This window comes from Streptomyces sp. HP-A2021, assembly GCF_022807935.1.
Classification (GTDB): Bacteria; Actinomycetota; Actinomycetes; order Streptomycetales; family Streptomycetaceae; genus Streptomyces; species Streptomyces afghaniensis.
In genome coordinates this window covers 1,505,393-1,523,736 of sequence record NZ_CP094344.1, presented here as the reverse complement: position 1 = coordinate 1,523,736, position 18,344 = coordinate 1,505,393, and the positions used below count along the sequence as shown (strand labels likewise).

The 18,344-nt window shown below is 72.1% G+C and carries 19 protein-coding genes and 1 tRNA gene; 9 read left to right on the top strand and 11 right to left on the bottom strand.

What is annotated here, in order from left to right; translation table 11 throughout:
- Window positions 1-7: 7 nt before the first annotated feature.
- The 3 genes from MQE23_RS06895 to MQE23_RS06885 are packed head-to-tail and all read left to right on the top strand — an operon-like array spanning window position 8 to window position 2,951.
- Entirely contained in the window at window positions 8-1,387 is a 1,380-nt protein-coding gene (locus tag MQE23_RS06895; RefSeq protein WP_020269823.1) for an amidohydrolase family protein, read from the top strand.
- Window positions 1,384-2,265: a cupin domain-containing protein gene (locus tag MQE23_RS06890; RefSeq protein WP_243378566.1), complete on the top strand. Its 882-nt coding sequence runs from the start codon at window positions 1,384-1,386 to the stop codon at window positions 2,263-2,265. The genes MQE23_RS06895 and MQE23_RS06890 overlap by 4 nt, the downstream gene beginning before the upstream one ends.
- Window positions 2,262-2,951 carry an SDR family oxidoreductase gene (locus tag MQE23_RS06885; RefSeq protein WP_020269821.1) on the top strand — a complete coding sequence of 230 codons (690 nt, stop codon included), beginning with the start codon at window positions 2,262-2,264 and terminating at the stop codon, window positions 2,949-2,951. The genes MQE23_RS06890 and MQE23_RS06885 overlap by 4 nt, the downstream gene beginning before the upstream one ends.
- A 19-nt stretch (window positions 2,952-2,970) precedes the next feature.
- On the opposite strand, the gene MQE23_RS06880 is transcribed toward MQE23_RS06885, so the two are convergent.
- Genes MQE23_RS06880 through MQE23_RS06865 form a run of 4 tightly spaced genes read right to left on the bottom strand, consistent with a single transcriptional unit; the run spans window position 2,971 to window position 4,736 of the window.
- On the bottom strand, window positions 2,971-3,618 hold the full coding sequence (locus MQE23_RS06880; RefSeq protein WP_243378565.1) for an endonuclease: 648 nt from the start codon (window positions 3,616-3,618) through the stop codon (window positions 2,971-2,973).
- Window positions 3,619-3,620: 2 nt separating this feature from the next.
- Window positions 3,621-3,965 (bottom strand): DUF3140 domain-containing protein, encoded by a 345-nt coding sequence (locus MQE23_RS06875; RefSeq protein WP_037666875.1) that lies wholly within the window; start codon window positions 3,963-3,965, stop codon window positions 3,621-3,623.
- A gap of 34 nt (window positions 3,966-3,999) precedes the next feature.
- Window positions 4,000-4,482, bottom strand: a complete 483-nt coding sequence (locus MQE23_RS06870; protein WP_037666874.1) for a DNA starvation/stationary phase protection protein — start codon at window positions 4,480-4,482, stop codon at window positions 4,000-4,002.
- Window positions 4,479-4,736: a WhiB family transcriptional regulator gene (locus MQE23_RS06865; protein ID WP_020269817.1), complete on the bottom strand. Its 258-nt coding sequence runs from the start codon at window positions 4,734-4,736 to the stop codon at window positions 4,479-4,481. Before MQE23_RS06865 ends, MQE23_RS06870 begins: the two co-directional genes overlap by 4 nt.
- 183 nt (window positions 4,737-4,919) lie before the next feature.
- On the opposite strand from MQE23_RS06865, the gene MQE23_RS06860 reads away from it, so the two are divergent.
- Window positions 4,920-6,107, top strand: coding sequence for a thiolase family protein (locus MQE23_RS06860; RefSeq protein WP_020269816.1), 1,188 nt, complete (start codon window positions 4,920-4,922; stop codon window positions 6,105-6,107).
- A 14-nt stretch (window positions 6,108-6,121) separates the two neighbouring features.
- Here the strand turns inward: MQE23_RS06860 and MQE23_RS06855 are convergent, their stop codons facing one another.
- Complete coding sequence (locus MQE23_RS06855) at window positions 6,122-6,715, bottom strand: DUF6193 family natural product biosynthesis protein (RefSeq protein WP_243378564.1); 594 nt, start codon at window positions 6,713-6,715, stop codon at window positions 6,122-6,124.
- Window positions 6,716-6,951: 236 nt separating this feature from the next.
- Between MQE23_RS06855 and MQE23_RS06850 the strand changes: the two genes are divergently transcribed.
- Window positions 6,952-7,731 carry a sulfite exporter TauE/SafE family protein gene (locus MQE23_RS06850; protein WP_243378563.1) on the top strand — a complete coding sequence of 260 codons (780 nt, stop codon included), beginning with the start codon at window positions 6,952-6,954 and terminating at the stop codon, window positions 7,729-7,731.
- Between the two features lie 7 nt (window positions 7,732-7,738).
- Here MQE23_RS06850 and MQE23_RS06845 read toward each other — a convergent pair whose 3' ends face one another.
- The 4 genes from MQE23_RS06845 to MQE23_RS06830 all read right to left on the bottom strand — a co-directional run bounded on the left by MQE23_RS06845 (window position 7,739) and on the right by MQE23_RS06830 (window position 12,296).
- A complete protein-coding gene (locus tag MQE23_RS06845) occupies window positions 7,739-8,551 on the bottom strand; it encodes an HAD-IIA family hydrolase (protein ID WP_243378562.1) in 813 nt (270 codons plus the stop codon).
- Window positions 8,552-8,637: 86 nt separating this feature from the next.
- Window positions 8,638-10,713: an MDR family MFS transporter gene (locus MQE23_RS06840; protein ID WP_020269812.1), complete on the bottom strand. Its 2,076-nt coding sequence runs from the start codon at window positions 10,711-10,713 to the stop codon at window positions 8,638-8,640.
- An 81-nt stretch (window positions 10,714-10,794) separates the two neighbouring features.
- Window positions 10,795-11,568 carry a precorrin-6A synthase (deacetylating) gene (cobF, locus tag MQE23_RS06835; RefSeq protein WP_243378561.1) on the bottom strand — a complete coding sequence of 258 codons (774 nt, stop codon included), beginning with the start codon at window positions 11,566-11,568 and terminating at the stop codon, window positions 10,795-10,797.
- A 116-nt stretch (window positions 11,569-11,684) separates the two neighbouring features.
- A complete protein-coding gene (locus MQE23_RS06830; protein ID WP_243378560.1) occupies window positions 11,685-12,296 on the bottom strand; it encodes a DUF309 domain-containing protein in 612 nt (203 codons plus the stop codon).
- 100 nt (window positions 12,297-12,396) lie between these two features.
- Here MQE23_RS06830 and MQE23_RS06825 point away from each other — a divergent pair.
- The 3 genes from MQE23_RS06825 (at window position 12,397) to MQE23_RS06815 (ending at window position 14,491) form a co-directional block, all read left to right on the top strand.
- Window positions 12,397-12,470 (top strand) — tRNA-Pro (locus MQE23_RS06825).
- Between the two features lie 156 nt (window positions 12,471-12,626).
- Complete coding sequence (locus MQE23_RS06820; protein WP_020270708.1) at window positions 12,627-13,610, top strand: aldo/keto reductase; 984 nt, start codon at window positions 12,627-12,629, stop codon at window positions 13,608-13,610.
- A 56-nt stretch (window positions 13,611-13,666) separates the two neighbouring features.
- Window positions 13,667-14,491 (top strand): DUF427 domain-containing protein, encoded by an 825-nt coding sequence (locus tag MQE23_RS06815; protein ID WP_020270709.1) that lies wholly within the window; start codon window positions 13,667-13,669, stop codon window positions 14,489-14,491.
- Here the strand turns inward: MQE23_RS06815 and MQE23_RS06810 are convergent.
- Window positions 14,457-15,185 (bottom strand): TetR/AcrR family transcriptional regulator C-terminal domain-containing protein, encoded by a 729-nt coding sequence (locus tag MQE23_RS06810; protein WP_020270710.1) that lies wholly within the window; start codon window positions 15,183-15,185, stop codon window positions 14,457-14,459. The genes MQE23_RS06815 and MQE23_RS06810 overlap by 35 nt on opposite strands.
- Before the next feature lie 230 nt (window positions 15,186-15,415).
- Between MQE23_RS06810 and MQE23_RS06805 the strand changes: the two genes are divergently transcribed.
- Window positions 15,416-17,281, top strand: coding sequence for a glycoside hydrolase family 15 protein (locus tag MQE23_RS06805; protein WP_243378559.1), 1,866 nt, complete (start codon window positions 15,416-15,418; stop codon window positions 17,279-17,281).
- Here MQE23_RS06805 and galE read toward each other — a convergent pair.
- The gene (gene galE / locus MQE23_RS06800) at window positions 17,229-18,329 is read right to left on the bottom strand and encodes a UDP-glucose 4-epimerase GalE (RefSeq protein ID WP_243378558.1); all 1,101 of its coding nucleotides are present in this window, start codon (window positions 18,327-18,329) and stop codon (window positions 17,229-17,231) included. The genes MQE23_RS06805 and galE overlap by 53 nt on opposite strands.
- Window positions 18,330-18,344 lie beyond the last annotated feature (15 nt).

Genomic DNA, 18,344 nt, shown 5'->3' with positions numbered 1-18,344 from the left:
AAGCGCGATGACCACAAGAACACTGCTGCGCTCCGGTCATGTGATCTCGATGGACCCCGCCGTCGGTGATCTGCCCCAGGGGGACGTCCTCGTCGAGGACGGCAGGATCGCGGCCGTCGAGCCCGAGATCAGCGCCGACGCCGAAGTCCTGGACATGAGCGGCCACATCGTGATCCCCGGCTTCGTCGACACCCACCGCCACACCTGGGAGGCGCCGATCCGGGGCGTCGCACCCGACGCCACCCTCGACGACTACTTCGTCGACATCCTCGACACCTTCGCACCCCTGTACACCCCGGAGGACGTCTACGCGGCCAACCTCGCGGGCGCGCTGGAATGCCTCAACGCCGGGATCACCACGCTCGTCGACTGGTCGCACATCAACAACACCCCGGACCACCCGGACGCCGCGATCCAGGGCCTGGCGGAGTCAGGCATCCGGGCGCAGTACGCGTACGGCAGCGCCAACACCTCCCTCGCCGACTACTGGTTCGAGAGCAAGATCGCGATGCCGGCCGACGACGTCCGGCGGATCCGGTCGACGCACTTCGCGTCCGACGACGGTCTGCTGACCATGGGCCTCGCCACCCGCGGACCCGGCTTCTGCGTCAACGAGGTCGTCGCCGCCGAGTGGGCCCTCGCCCGCGAACTCGGCATCCCGATCACCGTGCACGTGGCCATGGGGCGGCTGGCCGGCCGTTTCGGCATGGTCAAGCAGCTCCACGGCATGGGGCTCCTCGGCCCGGACACCACCTACGTCCACTGCTGCTACTTCAGCGAGGAGGAGTGGCGGATGGTCGCCGACAGCGGGGGCACGGTGTCCGTCGCACCGCAGGTGGAGCTCCAGATGGGGCACGGCTGGCCGCCGGTGATGCAGGCGATCGAGCACGGGCTGCGGCCGTCGCTCAGCATCGACGTCGTCACCACCGTGCCCGGCGACATGTTCACCCAGATCCGCGCGGCCTTCGGCGCCGAGCGCGCCCGCGTCAACGCCGACTGCTGGCAGGCCAACATGCCCGTCCCCAGCAACATGCTGACAGCGCGTCAGATGCTGGAGATCGCCACCCTCAACGGCGCCCATGTCGCAGGACTGGAGGACCGCACCGGCTCCCTGACCCCTGGCAAGCGCGCCGACATCGTCGCGATCGACGCCACCGCGCTGAACGTCGCGCCCGTGCACGACGCGGCGGCCGCGGTGACCCTGTGCGCGGACGTCTCCAACGTGGACACCGTCCTCGTCGACGGCGTGATCCACAAGCGCGACGGCAGGCTGGTCGCCGACACCGGGCGCGCGCTGCGGCTCGTCGCGGCGGCCCGCGACCGGCTCCTCGCGGCGAAGGAGACGAAGGAGGCGAAGGGTGAGACGGGGGAGAGGGCCCCGGCATGACGAACCATCTGGTGCGCCGCGCGGCCGGACTGCCCGAGCCGCCGTACGACGCCCTGGGCCACCGGCGGCGGACGCTGGTCGGCGAGGACGACGGCAGTGTGCACACCGGCTTCGGCCTGTGCGAACTGCGCCCCGACGGCCGTGTGCCCGCCCATGTGCACTCCTACGAGGAGAGCTTCCACCTCCTCGACGGAGCCGTGGTCCTCGACCTGCCCGAGGGCTCGTACCTCCTGGAGGAGGGTGACTACGGCCTGCTGCCGATCGGCGTCCCGCACGCCTGGCGCGGCGCCGGGGACACCGGCGGCCGCTGGGCGGACATGCTCGCCCCCGTGCCGCGGGCCCGCTACGGGTACGACACCCAGACGGTGCCCGACCTGCCCGTTCGCGACCCCGTCCGGGTCGACGTCCGCGACCCGCGCACCCGCTCCTTCGGTCATTTCGAGCCCGCCCAGATGGATCCCGGCAAGCAGTCCCAGGATCTGCTGGCCGTCACGGCGAGCATGCGCACCGCGCTGCTGGTCTACAGCGGCATCACCGTGAAGATGATGGTCGACGGCGACCTGGGCGCGGTCGGCTCGACGATGTTCATGGTGCAGTACGCGTCCGAGGGCGTCATCGGCACCCACGACCACCCCTTCGAGGAGACGTATCTGATCCTGGAGGGCGTCGCCGAGACCACCCTCGACGGCGAGCGGTACCGGCTGGAGCCCGGGGATCTCGCGTGGGCGGGCGCCGGCTGTGTGCATGGGTTCGTCAATGCCGGGCAGGGGCCCCTGCGGTGGCTGGAGACCCAGGCGCCGCAGCCACCGGCGCGGCACTCGTACCGGTTCACCAGGGACTGGGACTATCTGCGCCACGTGCTTGAGGAGGGGTCATGAGCAGTGTCCTTGTCGTCGGCGGCACGTCGGGCATCGGCCTCGCGTTCGCCCGGGCCCGCGCCGAGCGCGGCGACGAAGTCGTCCTGACCGGTCGTGACGCCCACCGCGCCGACCTGATCGCCAAGGAGTTCGGCGCCCGGGGCATCGCCCTCGACCTGGCGCGGCCGCTGGAGATCGCGGCGGCGCTGGCCGACGTGGGACGCGTCGACCATCTGGTGGTCGCGGGTGTCTCCCGGGACGACAACAAGGTGAACGAGTACGACATCGACGCCGCGCTGCGGCTGGTCACCCTCAAGCTCGTCGGCTACACCGAGGTCGTGCACACGCTGCGGGCCCGGCTGCACGACGACAGCGCCATCGTGCTCTTCGGCGGACAGGCCAAGGAACGCCCCTACCCGGGGGCGACGACGGTGGCGACGGTCAACGCGGGCGTCCGGGGCCTGATGAACTCCCTGGCCGTCGAGCTCGCTCCCGTCCGGGTCAACGCGGTGCACCCCGGCGTCGTCGGCGACAGCCCCTACTGGCAGGCCAAGCCGGAGAAGGTGCTCGACGTGCTGCGCACCGAGACGCCCACCGGGCGGCTGGCCTCCATGGCGGACGTGGTGGACGCGGTCGACTTCCTGCTGCGCAACCGGTCGGTCAACGCGGTGGAACTGCCCGTGGACGGGGGCTGGTTGCTGGGGTGAGCGGCCGGGCCGGACGGGGTCAGGCGGCCCGCCGCAGCGTGTCCTCGGCGACGTCCTTGTCCACCGCCGCCCGGACCAGCGCCGCGGCGAGGACGGCCGGGTCGGTCCGCCCGGCCAGTTCGACGAGACGGCCCGGGTCCTTCGGCAGCTTCAGCCGCTCTGCGCCCTGGAGGGCCTTGGCGTCGAGGTACGGGGCGGCCTCCGGCCACACACCCTGTACCTCGCGCAGGAAGATGTCGGCACCGGCCGGCCCCATCCCGGGGAATTCCTGGAGCAGGTGGCGCAGTTCGGACACCTTGCCGTCCGCCTCCCGGCGCAGGCGCCGCAGATCCCCGCCCCACCGCTCGTTCAACAGCTCGGCCCCGTCGCCGAGTTGGGTGGCCGTACGCTCGTCGTAGCGCCGGTAGCCGCCCCGGCCGAGCGCGTCCACCCGCTCCTGCCAGTCGGCCTCCGCCATGCGGCGCGGGTCGCGCAGCCCCGCCTCGTGCAGGGCACGGGCGGTGGCCAGCGCGATCGAGCCGCGGATGCGGGCGCTGAGCAGATGGGCCAGCACCAGCAGCCGGTACAGCGGCTGAGGGGTGTCCTTCAGCCGGATACCCGCCTCGTCCGCGTACGTCCGGCCGTGCGCGCCGAGCAGTTCGCGCACGACGCGCTCCTGCCGGTCCACGCCTACCCCTTGAGGGGATCGTGGCCGACCGTCATCAGCCGGCGCCGGCGGCGCGTGTCCTCGGCCGTCACCTCGGGCATCGGCTCGTTCTCCAGGTCCACCTGCGAGGTGACCCTGTCCACGACGTTCCGCATCACGCGCAGATCGTCCTCGGTCAGGTCGGTGCGCCGCTTCTGCAGGATCGCCAGGACGTGCTGTCCGGTCTCGGTCCCGGCCTGCTCGGGCAGCGGCTCCGCGTCCTCGTCGGCGTCCCGCATCCGCAACCAGGCTGCGAGCTCCTGGGAGGTCATGTTCACCACGCGGTGGAAGTCCTCCCACAGCGCGTCGAGTTCAAGGGCGTCGGTCATCACATGCCCCTTTCCGTAAGTACGTGCGTGCCGGTCAGCCCTCGCGGGGGACGTTCTCGGCGTCGAACATCCACCGCTGCTTCTCCAGCTCGGCGGTGATGCTGATTAGCAGGTCCTGAGTGACCAGGTCGGCCTTCTCGGTCGCGTCGATGCGCTCGCGCAGCCGGCCGATGGCGTCCTGGAGGGACTCCACCATGACCTGCACGGCGTCCGAGTCGCGCACCCAGCCCTCCTTGGGGGCGGGCAGCGTGAAGGCCTTGGCGATGGTCTCGGGCCGGCCGTCCGGCGGGACGCCGAGCGCAGCGGACCGCTCCGCCACCGTGTCGGCGAAGCTCCGCGCGGCCGAGACCACTTCATCGAGCTGGAGGTGGATCGACCGGAACCGCGGTCCGACGATGTTCCAGTGCGCCTGCTTCCCGATCAGCGAGAGTCCGAGCAGATCCACCAGAGTGTCCTGGAGTGCCTCGCACGAGACCCGGCGGGCCTCGTCGGGCAGTGTGCTCCGCACAGCCGTCATAGGGCGCTTCTCCTCCTCGCGTCGTTCCTCGTGGTCCGGAGCAGTGCGTCGCGCTCCTCCTCGCAGGTCCCGCCCCACACGCCCGCGGCCTGGCCGCTGCTCAGCGCGAAGCTCAGGCACTGGTCGGTCACCGGGCAGCGCGCACAGATCCGCTTCGCGGCGTCGACGTCCCGCAGGGCCGGGCCTGTCGTGCCCACGGGGAAGAACAACTCGGGGTCCTCGTCCACACAGGCGGCGCTCCGCAACCACTCCATGAACGCGCGGGTGCCCCGGCCCCCCTGGGGCAAACCCCGATGCGGAAGCACACAGGCCGGTTGTTCCGGCCTGCGATAACGCCCTCGGGGGGCACTTCTGCCCCGGAATCTTCACAGGCGGCGGGCCAAGGGTCTATAGTCCGAAACTAGCAGTGCTAATTAAGCGGTGTGAGGAGTCCTCTCGTGCGTCCCGTCCACTTCGCGGCCGCCCGCCGCACCCCCATCGGCAAGCTGCGGGGTTCCCTCTCCTCGGTACGGCCCGACGACCTCGCCGCGACCGTCGTCCGCGCCCTGGTCGCCGACGCGCCGGCACTCGACCCGGCCCGGATCGACGACGTCTACTGGGGCGCCGCCAACCAGGCCGGCGAGGACAACCGCAACGTCGCCCGCATGGCCGCGCTGCTCGCCGGTCTCCCCGAGTCCGTGCCCGGCGCCACCGTCAACCGCCTCTGCGCGTCCGGCCTGGAGGCCGTGACCACGGCGGCCCGCACCATCGCCGCCGGCGAGGCCGACATCGTGATCGCGGGCGGCTCCGAGTCGATGAGCCGCGCCCCCTTCGTCCTGCCCCGCCCCGACGAGGCCCTGCCGCACCGCATCGAGACCGCCGACACCCGCCTCGGCTGGCGCCTGGTCAACCCCGCGATGCGGGATCTGCACGGCCTGCTCTCCATGGGCGAGACGGCGGAGGAGGTCGCCGCGCGCTACGGCATCCCGCGCGAACGCCAGGACGACTTCGCCCTGCGCAGCCACCAGCGCGCCGCCCTCGCCCGCAAGAACGGCCACTTCGACGACGAACTCCTGCCCGTGGAGCGCCCCGACGGGGTCGTCGTCGACACCGACGAGTGCGTCCGCGAGGACACCTCGTACGAGAAGCTGTCCCGGCTGAAGCCGGTCTTCCGGGACGGCGGTACGGTCACCGCGGGCAACGCCTCCCCGATGAACGACGGCGCCGCAGGCCTCCTCCTGGTCAGCGAGGACGCCCTGCACGAGCTGGGCCTGGAGTCCCTGGGGCGCTACGTCGCCGGAGCCTCCGCGGGCGTCCACCCCGACGTCATGGGCATCGGCCCGGTCCCCGCCACCCGCAAGGTACTGACCCGAGCCGGCTGGAGCATCGGCGACCTGGAGGAGGCCGAGTTCAACGAGGCCTTCGCCGCCCAGGCCCTGGCCTGCGTCGACCAGCTCGGTATCGACCCCGACCTGGTCAACCCGAGCGGCGGGGCCATCGCCCTCGGTCACCCGCTGGGCTGCTCGGGCGCCCGCATCCTGACCACGCTGCTCCACCGGATGCGCCGCACCGGGTCGGGGCGGGGCCTGGCGACGATGTGTGTCGGGGTGGGGCAGGGGAGTGCGGTGCTGGTCGAGCGGGCGTAGCAGCCCGGGCGGGGTCAGCCGCCGAGCGCGACCGGGCCGAGGCCGGCCGGCAGCCGGCGCACGGCCAGCGCCACGGCCTCCCGCGCCGTGGTGAACAGGCCGAGGTCCGGAGTGACGAAGCCCCGGCCCACTCCGTACGTGCCGTCGCTGCCCGCGGTCAGGCACGGCCCCATGAAGGTCAGGCCCGGCCGGGTGGTGGTCGAGAAGCGCAGCGCCCAGTGACTCGTGAACGGGTACAGCGCGCGCAGCGCCGGCTCGGCGTACGCCGCCTCGATCAGGGCCTGGTACGCCTCCTGCCAGGCGTACTCCAGTTCGCTCGCCTCCTGGAGCATGCCCCGCCACTCGGATTCCGTCAGGCGCGCGGGATCGTTGTCCGGCACCTCGAACCGGCCGCTCAGGTGCACGAAAGGCGCCGCCCGACGGATGTCTTCCAGGGCCGCGCCGTCGTGCCACGCCCGGGCCGCCCTGGCCACCTCCGCCAGGTCGTCCGTCCTGCCGTCGACGAGCGGCAGGCCCTGGAACCGGTCCGCGCCCCGGACCGACCACCGCCGTTCGTGCGTCCACGCGCTGACCTGCAGCGGCTCGCGGTAGGGGAGGGTGCCGGCCACCGTCGCGTGGAGCAGCGGAGCGGAATCCGGAGAGGTGACGGGGACGGCGCCCAGGCAGCCCCCCCGCTTCGGCCCGGAGCGCTGTGGCGAGGCTGCCGCGGGCGGCGACATCGGGGTACAGCACGGCGGGATCAGGAGGGGCGGCCACGGCGCCTGATTATGCCCGACCGGATGGTGCCCGACCTGCGAGACGGCCCTGCGAGTCCCGGTTCGTTGCACATAGCATCAGTGCTCGCATGAACACGATGACGCTCTGGCACATCACCGGCTGGGAGTTCGCCGCGCTCGCCTTCGCGGCCCTGCTCGTCGGTTTCTCGAAGACCGCCGTGAGCGGGGCCAACACGGTCAGCCTCGCCATCTTCGCCGCGGTGCTGCCCGCCCGTGCCTCCACCGGCGTGCTGCTGCCGGTTCTGATCGCCGGTGACCTGCTCGCCGTCGCGACCTACCGGCGGCACGCCCACTGGCCCACACTGTGGCGGCTGTTCCCGGCGGTCGCCGCGGGCGTCGTCGTCGGCACGGTGTTCCTGATGTGGGCGGGCGACGGGATCGTACGCACCTCGATCGGCGCGATCCTGCTGCTGATGGCCGGAGTGACGGTCTGGCGCAGGCGTACAACCGACGCGGAACAGGAGCCGGAGCCGGAGTCGGTCACCAGCCGGGCGGGCCGGGTGAAGGCCCGCTCCTACGGCGTCCTCGGCGGCTTCACCACCATGGTCGCCAACGCGGGCGGCCCGGTGATGTCGATGTACCTGCTGTCCGCGGGCTTCCGCAAGCTCGGCTTCCTCGGCACGTCGGCCTTCTTCTTCCTGATCGTCAACGTCTCCAAACTGCCCTTCAGCGCCGGTCTCGGTCTGATCGACGGCCGTTCCCTGCTCCTCGACCTGGCGCTCGTGGTGTTCGTCGTACCCGGCGCGGTCTTCGGCAAGTGGGCGGTCAACAAGATCAACCAGCGGCTGTTCGAGCAGCTGGTCATCGCGGCGACCATCGCGGGCGGACTGCAGCTATTGCTGCGCTGACGCGCACCTACCGCCGTGCTGAACCCCGCAGGAGCCCGGGAAGGTCCGCGAAGGAGTCGATCACGTGGTCGGGCGTGCCGTCGGCGGCCCGGAGGTCCTCCGGCTGGAACTTGCCGGTCCGGACGAGGACCCCGGTGATCCCGGCCCGCTGCGCCGCGAGCACGTCGGACTCGACGTCGTCCCCGACCATCAGGGCCTCGCCCGCACCGGCGCCCAGCCGGGCGAGCGCCGCCTCGAAGAACGCCCGGGCCGGTTTGCCGGTGATCTCGGCCTCCACCCGGGCGGCCTGCTCCAGCCCGGCCAGGAACGCCCCCGAGTCCAGCCGCAGCCCTTCGGCCGTACGCCAGTACAGGTTGCGGTGCATCGCCACCAGCCGGGCCCCGCGCTGGAGATGCCCGAAGGCCCGGTCCAGCGCCGCGTAGCCGAACTCCGGACCGGCCCCGCCGATCAGCACGACATCCGGCGCGGCATCCGGCACGGTGGAGGAGTCCGCCGCGTCGACGACGGTCACACCGTCGAGGTCCTCCGTGATGTCACCGCTGTTCAGCAGGGCGCACCGGGCGCCCGGCCAGTGCTCGGCGAGGTGGGCGGCGGTGGCGGCGGGCGCGGTCAGGATGTCCTCGGCGGACACCGGGAACCCCGCCTCCGCGAGCGTCCCGGCGATCGAGGCCCGCGTCCGGGACGTCGTGTTGGTGACCAGCAGCACGGCGAACCCGGCGTCCCGGATCTCTCTCAACGCCTCCACGGCCCCCGGCAGGGGACGCCACGAGACGGTCAGCACCCCGTCGATGTCGACGAGCACGGCACGCACGGACTCCATGCCTGGACGATAACCACGGTGAGCCGTGTCCGCCGGTCGGTAGCCGGGGCGGGGCGGGGCGGCAGCCGCCCGTCCCGCCGTGATGGTCACGCCGTACTGGTCGCCAAGACCTTCGCCGGCCCGCCCGGCAGTCCGTGGCTCAGGTCCTCCACCAGCAGCCGTTTCGCGATCGCGTCGACCGCGATCCGCAGGTCGCCGTCCGAGGGGCGGTCGATGTCCTGCCCCAGCCGGTCCTCCAGCCAGGAGGCCCAGGCCCTGCTGATGACCGCGGCCTCGCGGGCGCCGGCCTCCGTGTGGGAGAGGAGGGAGCCGTCGCGGGTCAGGAACCCCTCGTCGACCATCCGCTCGAAGACCGGCAGCAGCACCTCGGGCGGCATCCGGCGCCGCGCGGCGATCAGCCCGAGACTGGCATGACCGACCAAGCGCGTGAACAGCTCGACCTGCATCACCGCCCAGGCACCCGCCACGTCGAGCCGGGTGTCGGACTCCCGGACGATCCGCCGTGTGGTGTCCAGGTCCGTGCTGCCGATGATCTTGCCTACGGCGGCCTCCAGCACCCGCTGCGAGTCCGCGCCGTGCGGGGAGGCGAAACCCTCGCCCATGTCGGTCGACCCCGTCCGCGCGGTGTCGCGCAGCCGGACCTGCTTGAGGAACAGGGCGACGAGAAAGCCCAGTGCGGCGACCGGCACCGTCCACAGGAACACGGTCTGGAGGGTGTCGGCGTAGGCGTCGATGATCGGGCCGGCCGTGGCCGGCGGCAGCTCGTGCACGCCGTCAGGGCTGGTCGCCGCCCTGGCGACCATGTCCGGCTCCACGCCACCGGTCCGCGCCGCCTGCGCCACGCCCTCGCGGAGGTTGGGCGCCAGCGCGTTGGTGTAGATCGTCCCGAAGACGGCCGTGCCGAACGAACTGCCCAGCGTACGGAAGAAGGTCACCCCGGAGGTCGCCGTGCCCAGGTCGGCGTAGTCGACGGTGTTCTGCACCGCGATCGTCAGCACCTGCATGCACAGACCGATGCCGGTGCCCATGACGAACATGTACAGCGACTCCAGCCCTGCGCCGGTGTCCGGCCCCATGAGGGACATCAGGAACAGACCGGCGCCCATCACCAGCGCGCCGACGATCGGGAAGATCCTGTACCGCCCGGTCCGGCTGACGACGCTGCCGCTGAAGACCGACGCGATGAGCAGCCCCGCCACCATCGGCAGCGTCCGCACGCCGGAGACCGTGGCCGAGTCACCGTCGACGTACTGGAGATACGTCGGCAGATACGTCAGCGCGCCGAGCATCGCGAAGCCGACGATGAAGCTCAGTACCGAGCAGACGGTGAACACCGGATTGGCGAACAGCCGCATCGGCAGCATCGGTTCCCGCGCCCGGGTCTCCACCCAGCAGAACAGGCCGAGTGCGATCACCCCGCCGACGAACAGGGCGATGATCACGCCCGAGCCCCACGCGTACTCGTTGCCGCCCCAACTCGTCGCCAGGATCAGGGCGCTGGCGCCGACCGCGACGAGCGCGATGCCGAGGTAGTCGATGACCGGCCGGGAGACCGACTTCACCACCGGAATGGTCCGGGCCGCCGCCAGGACGACGACGACCGCGATGGGCACGTTGACGTAGAACGCCCACCGCCACGTCAGATGGTCGGTGAACAGCCCGCCGAGCAGCGGCCCGATGACGGTGGACACACCGAACACCGCACCGATCGCGCCCTGGTACTTGCCGCGCTCGCGCAGCGGGATCACATCCGCGATCAGCGCCATCGACGTGACCATCAGCCCACCCGCGCCGATGCCCTGCATCGCCCGCCAGGCGATCAGCAGCGACATGTTGGTGGCCAGACCGCACAGGAACGATCCCGTGACGAACACGATCGCCGAGACCTGGAAGACCACCTTGCGGCCGAACAGATCGCCGAACTTGCCGACCAGCACGGTCGCGACGGTCTCCGCGAGCAGGTACGAGGTGACCACCCACGACATGTGGTCCGCCCCGCCCAGGTCCGAGACGATCGTCGGCAGAGCGGTGCCGACGATGGTCTGGTCGAGGGCCGCGAGCAGCATCCCCAGCATGATCGTCACGAAGACGACGTTGCGTCGACGGGTGTCCAGCACCGGGGGCTGGGAGGCGGGCAGTGCGGTTTCCTCCACGACGGTCACGACGTCACCTTCACACCTGTGGGCTACGTGCGCATGCCAGAACGTCCGCACGGGTGCCCGGTGATGCGCGCCCCAGTCGTGTCAGGCGCGGGGGTGCCGACGCAGCAGATACGTGTCCATGATCCAGCCCTTGCGCTCACGAGCCTCGGCGCGCAGCCGCTCGATCCGGGGCGCGGCCTCGGCGATCGGGCCGGAGACGAGGATCTCGTCCGGCGTGCCGATGTAGGCGCCCCAGTAGATCTCGATGTCGTCGTCCGCGTACCGCCGGAAGGCCTGGTGCGCGTCGAGCATCACGACCACGTCGTCCACGCCCTCCGGGAAGCCCTCCGCGAGCCGCCGGCCGGTGGTGATCTGCACGGGCCGGGCGACCCGGTTGAGCCCCGTCCGATGCCGCGCGGCGAGCGCCGAGACGCTGGATATGCCCGGCACGACGTCGTACTCGAACTCCACCGCGCCCCGCTCCAGCACCTCCTCCAGGATCCCCAGCGTGCTGTCGTACAGCGCGGGGTCGCCCCACACCAGGAACGCGCCGGTCTCCTCCGCGCCGAGCTCCTCGCCGATCAGCCGCTCGTAGATCCCGGCGCGGGCGCTGCGCCAGTCCCCGACGGCGGTGGAGTAGCCCGCGCCACCGGCGGCCCGGTCCCGCTCCGGGTCACGGGCCTCGACGACCCGGTACGACGTCCCGTCCGGTATGTGCGCGTCGAGCATGTCCCGCCGCAGCCGGGTGAGGTCGGCCTTCACCTCACCCTTGTCCAGGACGAAGAACACGTCCGTGCTCCGCAGCGCCCTGACCGCCTGGAGGGTGAGCTGCTCGGGGTCGCCCGCGCCGATACCGATGACATGAATCTTCCGCACACCGACGAGTCTCCCGCACCGCACTGACAACGCCCGGCACGCCCCACTCAAGCCCACGCCTCGCACCGGTCTGCCTCTGCCGCCCTACGGGAGCTGCTCCTACTCCGCCTGCCCCGTCAGCGCCCCGCCTCCGCACCCCGCAACCGGGGCGCCCGAGCCCCCGCGTCGACCGGGCGGCCCTCCCGTTCCACCTCCTCGGCCAGCTCCCGTGCCCAGGCGGCGACGCTGCGGATGTCGATCCCGTGCGGCGTCGCCACCCCGGAGGCGGATGCCCACTCCTCGGCCGCGCCCGCGCCGCGCCGCAGCAGGCGCGCCCCGCCCGTGAGGTTGCCGCGGGCGGTGTGTGTCAGGCCGACCGCGAGCTGGGCGAGGCCGCGCCACAGCTCCCGTTCCCTGTCGGGGCCCGACTTCCAGGCGTCCTCGAAGACCTCGTGCGCGTGGAACGGTTTCCCCTCGTCCAGCAGTCGCTGCGCCTCGGCGACGGTCTCCCCCGGGGTGCGGACGACGCCCTCGGGCTGCCGTGGCACGCCCGGCGCGTCGTACGGCAGGGGCCGGCCGAGGCCGTCCCGCGGCCGGGCGTTGCGCGCCCGCCCCTCGCTGTCGCGGTCCCGGGCGTCGCCCGGCCCGCCCGCGGACGTGCTCCTCGTGTTTCCCGGATGCCCCGGGGTTCCCGCGGTTCCCGTGCTTCCTGTGTTCTCCGAGCTTCCCCTGCTGTCTGTGCTGCCCATACGGCGATTGTCCCGCGCCGGGGGCCGACTTTCGGCGCGGCCCGGGGTGTGGGGTAAAGTGCTGTTCGCGCGATCACGCGGTTCACCGTGATGCGCGCACCGGGACGTGGCGCAGCTTGGTAGCGCACTTGACTGGGGGTCAAGGGGTCGCAGGTTCAAATCCTGTCGTCCCGACGGTGCGAAAGGTCCCGCAGGCCGATGCCTGCGGGACCTTTTTTCGTTGTCTGGCCTTCTTGCCCCGCCGCACGCCCTTGACCTCAAGTGCGCTCCAAGCTGAAGACTCCCCTTCGTGCCCCGAGAGCCGGGGCGGCAAGGGAGGGAGCAACAGCCATGCGCTACCGCACGATCGGCACGGACCCGCGCACCCGCCGCGAGGTGAGCGTGCTCGCGCTCGGTGCGATGCTGTTCGGCTCGGTGACGGACGAGAAGACGTCCTTCGCCGTCCTCGACCGCTACGTCGAAGCCGGCGGGAACTTCATCGACACGTCCGACAACTACGCCTTCTGGGCCGACGGCGGCCAGGGCGGCCAGAGCGAGGAGCTCCTCGGCCGCTGGCGGCGCAGCCGCGGCATCGGAGACGAGATCGTCATCGCGACCAAGCTCGGCGCCCGCCCCCTGGCTCCCGGCACCAGCTACGTCGACAACCCCGAAGGCCTGTCGGCGAAGGTGATCCGGGAGTCCGCCGAGCGCAGCCGCGAGCGGCTCGGCGTGGCGAAGCTGGACCTGCTGTACGCCCACATCGAGGACCACAGGGTCCCCCTCCAGGAGACCGTCGAGGGGTTCGCCGGACTGGTCGCCGAGGGCACCGCAGGACTGCTCGGCGTCAGCAACCACGCGACCTGGCGGGTCGAGCGGGCCCGCGCCCTCGCCGCCGCGGCCGGACTGCCCGGCTACGAGGTGCTCCAGTACGCACACAGTCACCTGCGCCCCCGCACCGACGTACCCGAGGCCCTCTTCCCGGACGGCAGCCTCGGCCACGCCGGACCCGACCTGCTCGGCTACCTGAGGGCCGAGCCCGGCCTGACCCTGGTCGCCTACTCGCCCCTGCTGAAGGGCGCCTACACCCGCCCGGACCGGCTGCCCGCGGACTTCGACCACCCGGGCACCCCGGCCCGGCTGGCGGTGCTGCGGGACGTGGCCCAGGAAACCGGGGCGACCGTCAACCAGGTGGTGCTGGCCTGGCAGATCGGCGGAGAGCTGCCGATCGTGCCGCTGGCCGGGGTCTCCTCGGTGGCCCAGCTGGAGGAGAACCTCGCCGCGGTGGACCTGGAACTGACCGCCGAGCAGCGGGCCAGGCTGGACGCGGCGCACTGAACTCGTGGGACCGTGGAGGGAACCGGACATCCGGACCTCCGGAAGGAGCACCGGCCATGACCACCCACCCGGCCCACCCCGCCGCCCGGTCGATCAGGACCACCCCCGAAGGACTCATGTGGGAGCCCAGCGAGCGCTGGGTGCGCGGCCGCAAGGGCGACATCACCGTCGTCGACAGCCGGCACCCGGTCCTCGTCTGGGAACCCCACCTGCCCGTGCCGCAGTACGCCTTCCCGCACGACGACGTCCGCACCGACCTCCTCCGCCCGGCGCAGACCCCGCCCGCCGGCAAGCACACCGGTACCCGGATCTTCTACGACCTCGACGCCGACGGCGAGGTGCGCGCGAACGCGGCCTGGACGTTCCCCGCCGACGACCTGGCCGGCCACATCGCCTTCGAGTGGTTCCGGCGCACCGACACGGGCCTCGACCACTGGTACGAGGAAGAGGAAGAGATCTTCATCCACCCCCGTGACCCGCACAAACGCGTCGACGCGCTGCCGAGCAGCCGCCATGTCCGGGTCGAGATCGACGGGCAGGTGGTCGCGGACACCCATGCCCCCGTCCTGCTCTTCGAGACCTCCCTGCCGACCCGCTACTACTTCCCCCGCGAGGACGTCAGCCTGGACCTGTTCGACGCCACGGACCACAGCACCGGATGCCCTTACAAGGGCACCGCCGAGTACTGGTCCTGGCGCGGCGGGGGCGATGTGCCGCCCAACATCCTCTGGAGCTACCCCGACCCGCTGCCCGCCGTGGCGGCGATCCAGGGGCGCGTCGCCTTCTTCAACGAGGCCGTGGACATCACCCTGGACGGCGAGCGCCTGGATCGCCCGGACACGCCGTTCAGCCGGATGCTGCGGAAGGGGAGCCGCTCGTGAAGCCGTCGAGCAGGGCGTCGAGCCCGGCCGCGAGCCCCTCGGGGCCGCCCCGCTCCGCGAGCGCCGCCGCCGTCTCCCGCAGCGTCGGCAGCTCCCTGGCGGACAGGCGGTGCAGGCCGAGCCGGAAGGCGGGATCGGTCTCGTCCGGGTTGTCCACCACGGGGCGCAGCTCCACGGACACATAGCCGAGCAGCCACGCGGTGAAGGCCCGGAACACGGCGCAGGTGGTGGCCTCGTCGAACCCGGCCTGCCGCAGCAGCGCGAGCACCCGCTCGTGATCCCGCAGCACCGCGGCGGGCCGCCGGGCCAGCGGGACCGCCAGCAGCCGCGTGGCCAGCAGGGGCACCGCCTGCGGGTGCGCGAGACACACGTCGTAGGTCGCCCGCGCGACGCGGTGGAGTCCGGCCCGCCAGTCGGCGACCTCGTCCGCCACAGTGGCCAGCTTCTCCTCCAGCTCCAGGTACAGGGCCTCGACCAGCCCGTCGAGGAGGGCGTCCTTGCTCGCCGCGTACCGGTAGAGCGCCATGGCCTCCACACCGAGCTCGGCACCCAGGCGGCGCATGCTCAGGGCAGAGAGGCCCTCGCGGTCGACCAGTGCCAGAGCACTGACCAGTACCCGCTCCCGGCTCAGCCGGCCGTACCGGCCGCGGTCGCTGGCGCGCCGGGACGGGGCGGGCCCTTGCTCCTTCTTCATCGACTGGCCTCTCACGAAGCGGTCGGCTCGGGCCGTCGACCGGCCGCAGCCCTGTTGAGAGCAACAAATGCTCGTGAACAGGACAAATTTACGCCTTGAGGACACCGTCGGCGCCCTTTGGCCACCGAGGTCAAGAGAGGGGCGTTTCTCGTGGTCAGGAGTCCTGGGCGCAGCACTGTGTCCGGCGTAGGGTGGAAAGCGGCGAAGTGCACGACGGCGTAATCCGGATCATGAACGCACCCATTGAGGATTACGCCCTCATCAGCGATCTGGAGACGGCCGCCATGGTCGGCCGCGACGGGTCGGTCGACTGGCTCTGCCTGCCCCGCTTCGACTCCCCGGCCTGTCTGGCGGCCCTGCTGGGCACCGAGGAGAACGGACGCTGGCGCGTCGCCCCGGTGTCCGGCGGTCCCTGCACGCGCCGCTCCTACCGGACCGACACGCTGGTCCTGGACTCCGTGTGGGAGACCCCGACCGGCACGGTGCGGGTCACGGATCTGATGCGTCCCCGTACCGGAGTGCCGTGCATCGTCCGCCTCGTCGAGGGACTGTCCGGCACGGTCGACATGCGCAGCGAACTGCGGCTCCGGTTCCACCAGGGCCGCGTCGTGCCGTGGGTGCGGGAGGTCGGCCGCTGCTCCGTCGCGGTCGCCGGGCCGGACGCCGTCTGGCTCGGCGGCGACGGCCACGTGCGGGACCTGGGCGACCCGGACGCCACTGTCTGGGACTTCACCATCATGGCGGGGCGCCGCCTGGCCCTGACCCTGGCATGGACCCCGTCCAGCCGGCCCGCGCCGCCCGTGCCCCTGTCCGTCCCGGCGGAGACCGCCCTGAAGGAGACCGTCGACTTCTGGCGCCGCTGGGCAGCGCAATGCCGCTACCAGGGGCCGTGGCGCGAGGCCGTGTTGCGCTCCCTCATCACCCTCAAAGCGCTCACCTACGCCCCCACGGGCGGCATCGTCGCCGCCCCCACCACCTCGCTGCCCGGACGCCTCGGGGGCGAGCGCAACTGGGACTATCGGTACTGCTGGCTGCGGGACTCCACCAGCGCCCTGTCCTGCCTGCTGCGCAGCGGATACCGGGACGAGGCCACCGCCTGGCTGGACTGGCTGGTGCGTGCCCTCGCCGGCGACCCCGCCGACCTCCAGTCCGTCTACGGCGTCAAGGGCCAGCGACTGCTGCCCGAGACCGAGGCGCCCTGGCTGCCCGGTTACGAGGGCTCCCGGCCCGTGCGGTTCGGCACCTCGGCGGTGGACACCTTCCAACTGGACGTGTACGGCGAGGTCATGGACACGCTGTGGCTGTCGCTGCGTGCCGGCATTCCCATGCCGGCCCATGTGTGGGACCTGGTCGAGGCGCTCATGGGATTCCTGCTCCGGCACTGGCGCGAACCGGACCAGGGGCTGTGGCAGACGGGCGGACCGCGGCGGCAGTTCACGCACTCCAAGGTCATGACATGGGTGGCCGCCGACCGCGCCGTGCGCATGGGTGAACTGCTCGGGCGCAACGGTTCCGCCGGCGAGTGGCGGGCCATGCGCGAGGAGGTGCACCGGCAGGTCTGCAGGGAGGGCTGGGACGCCGCCCAGCGGTCCTTCGTGCAGTCCTACGGCGAGCCCCGGCTGGACGCCTCGGCCCTGCTCATACCCCGGGTCGGTTTCCTGCCCGCCCGCGACGAGCGGGTGCGCGGCACCGTGCGGGCCCTGGGCCGGCTCGGGCATGGAGGCTTCGTACGCCGGTACGCTCCGGGCGGCGCCGGGTCCGGGCAGGCGGACGGCATCGACGGCGCCGAGGGCACGTTCGTCTCCTGCTCCCTCTGGTACGCCGACGCCCTCGCCGCGACAGGGCGTCGACAGGAGGCCCGCGAGGCCTTCGAACGGGTCCTCGCCATCCGCAACGACGTCGGTCTGCTGGCCGAGCAGTGGGACCCGGACACCGGCCGTCAACTGGGCAACGCGCCCAAGGCGTTCAGCCACATCGCGCTGGTGGAGACGGCGTTCGGCCTGTCACGGCTACAGCCACCGTCGCCAACCCGGAACACTGCGCCTAGCCCTTCGTCTCCGGGCGCCGCGCGGACTCCACGTATCCGTCCGGGTTGAGCCGCTGGAAGCGCCAGGCGTCCCGGCACACGTCGGACAGGTCCCTCGTGGGGTGCCAGCCCCAGGCCCGTGTCACCGCCGTGGTGTCGGCGACCAGCTCGGCGACGTCCCCGGGGCGGCGGGGCGCGATGTCGTACGGCAAGGGTCTGCCGCACGCCCTGGAGAACGCGTCGACCACGTCGAGGACCGAACTGCCCGAGCCCCCTCCCAGGTTGTACACGTGCATGCCCGGTGCGCCGCCCAGGTGGTCGAGTGCCACGCGGTGCGCCTCGACGGCGTCCATGACGTGCAGGTAGTCCCGGACCCCGGTCCCGTCGGGGGTCGGGTAGTCGTCGCCGAACACGGGGAGCCGCTCGCGCCGGCCGACGGCCACCTGCGCGAGGTACGGCAGCAGGTTCTCGGGCGTGTGGCGCGGGTCCTCGCCGAGCAGACCGCTGGGATGGGCCCCGGCCGGCACGGGATAGCGCAGGCACAGCACGGTGTAGCCCGGATCGCGGCGGCAGATGTCGGCGAGGATCTGTTCGCAGATCCACTTCGAGGCCGCGTACGGCGTGCCGGGCCGGGCGGGCGTGGTCTCGTCGAGCGGGCCGCGCCCGGCGTCGCCGTAGACCCAGCAGGAGGACGGGTAGACCAGCCGGCGCACGCCGTGCTCCTGCATGGTCCGCAGCAGGGCGGTGGTGCCGCCGACGTTGGTGTCGTAGTACGCGACGGGCATCCGTGTCGACGCACCCCCCGCCTTGTGCGCGGCAAAGTGCACGACGGCGTCCACGGAGTGTCGGTCGAAGACGGCCGAGAGGGCGTGCCGATCACGGATGTCCAGTTCGTAGACGGCGCCGACGAAGCGGCCGGCGATCCGTTCCACCCGGGCGAAGACCTGCGGAGTGCTGTTGGAGTAGTTGTCGACCACGATCACCTCGTAGCCGTGGTCGAGCAGTTCCACGCAGGTGTGGCTGCCGATGAAACCGGCGCCGCCCGTGACGAGGACGGTCGAGGGTGCCCAGAAGGATCCGGGCCCTCGAGCGGTCGGCGACTGGTTCCTGCGGGCCATGCCAGTGACTCCCGC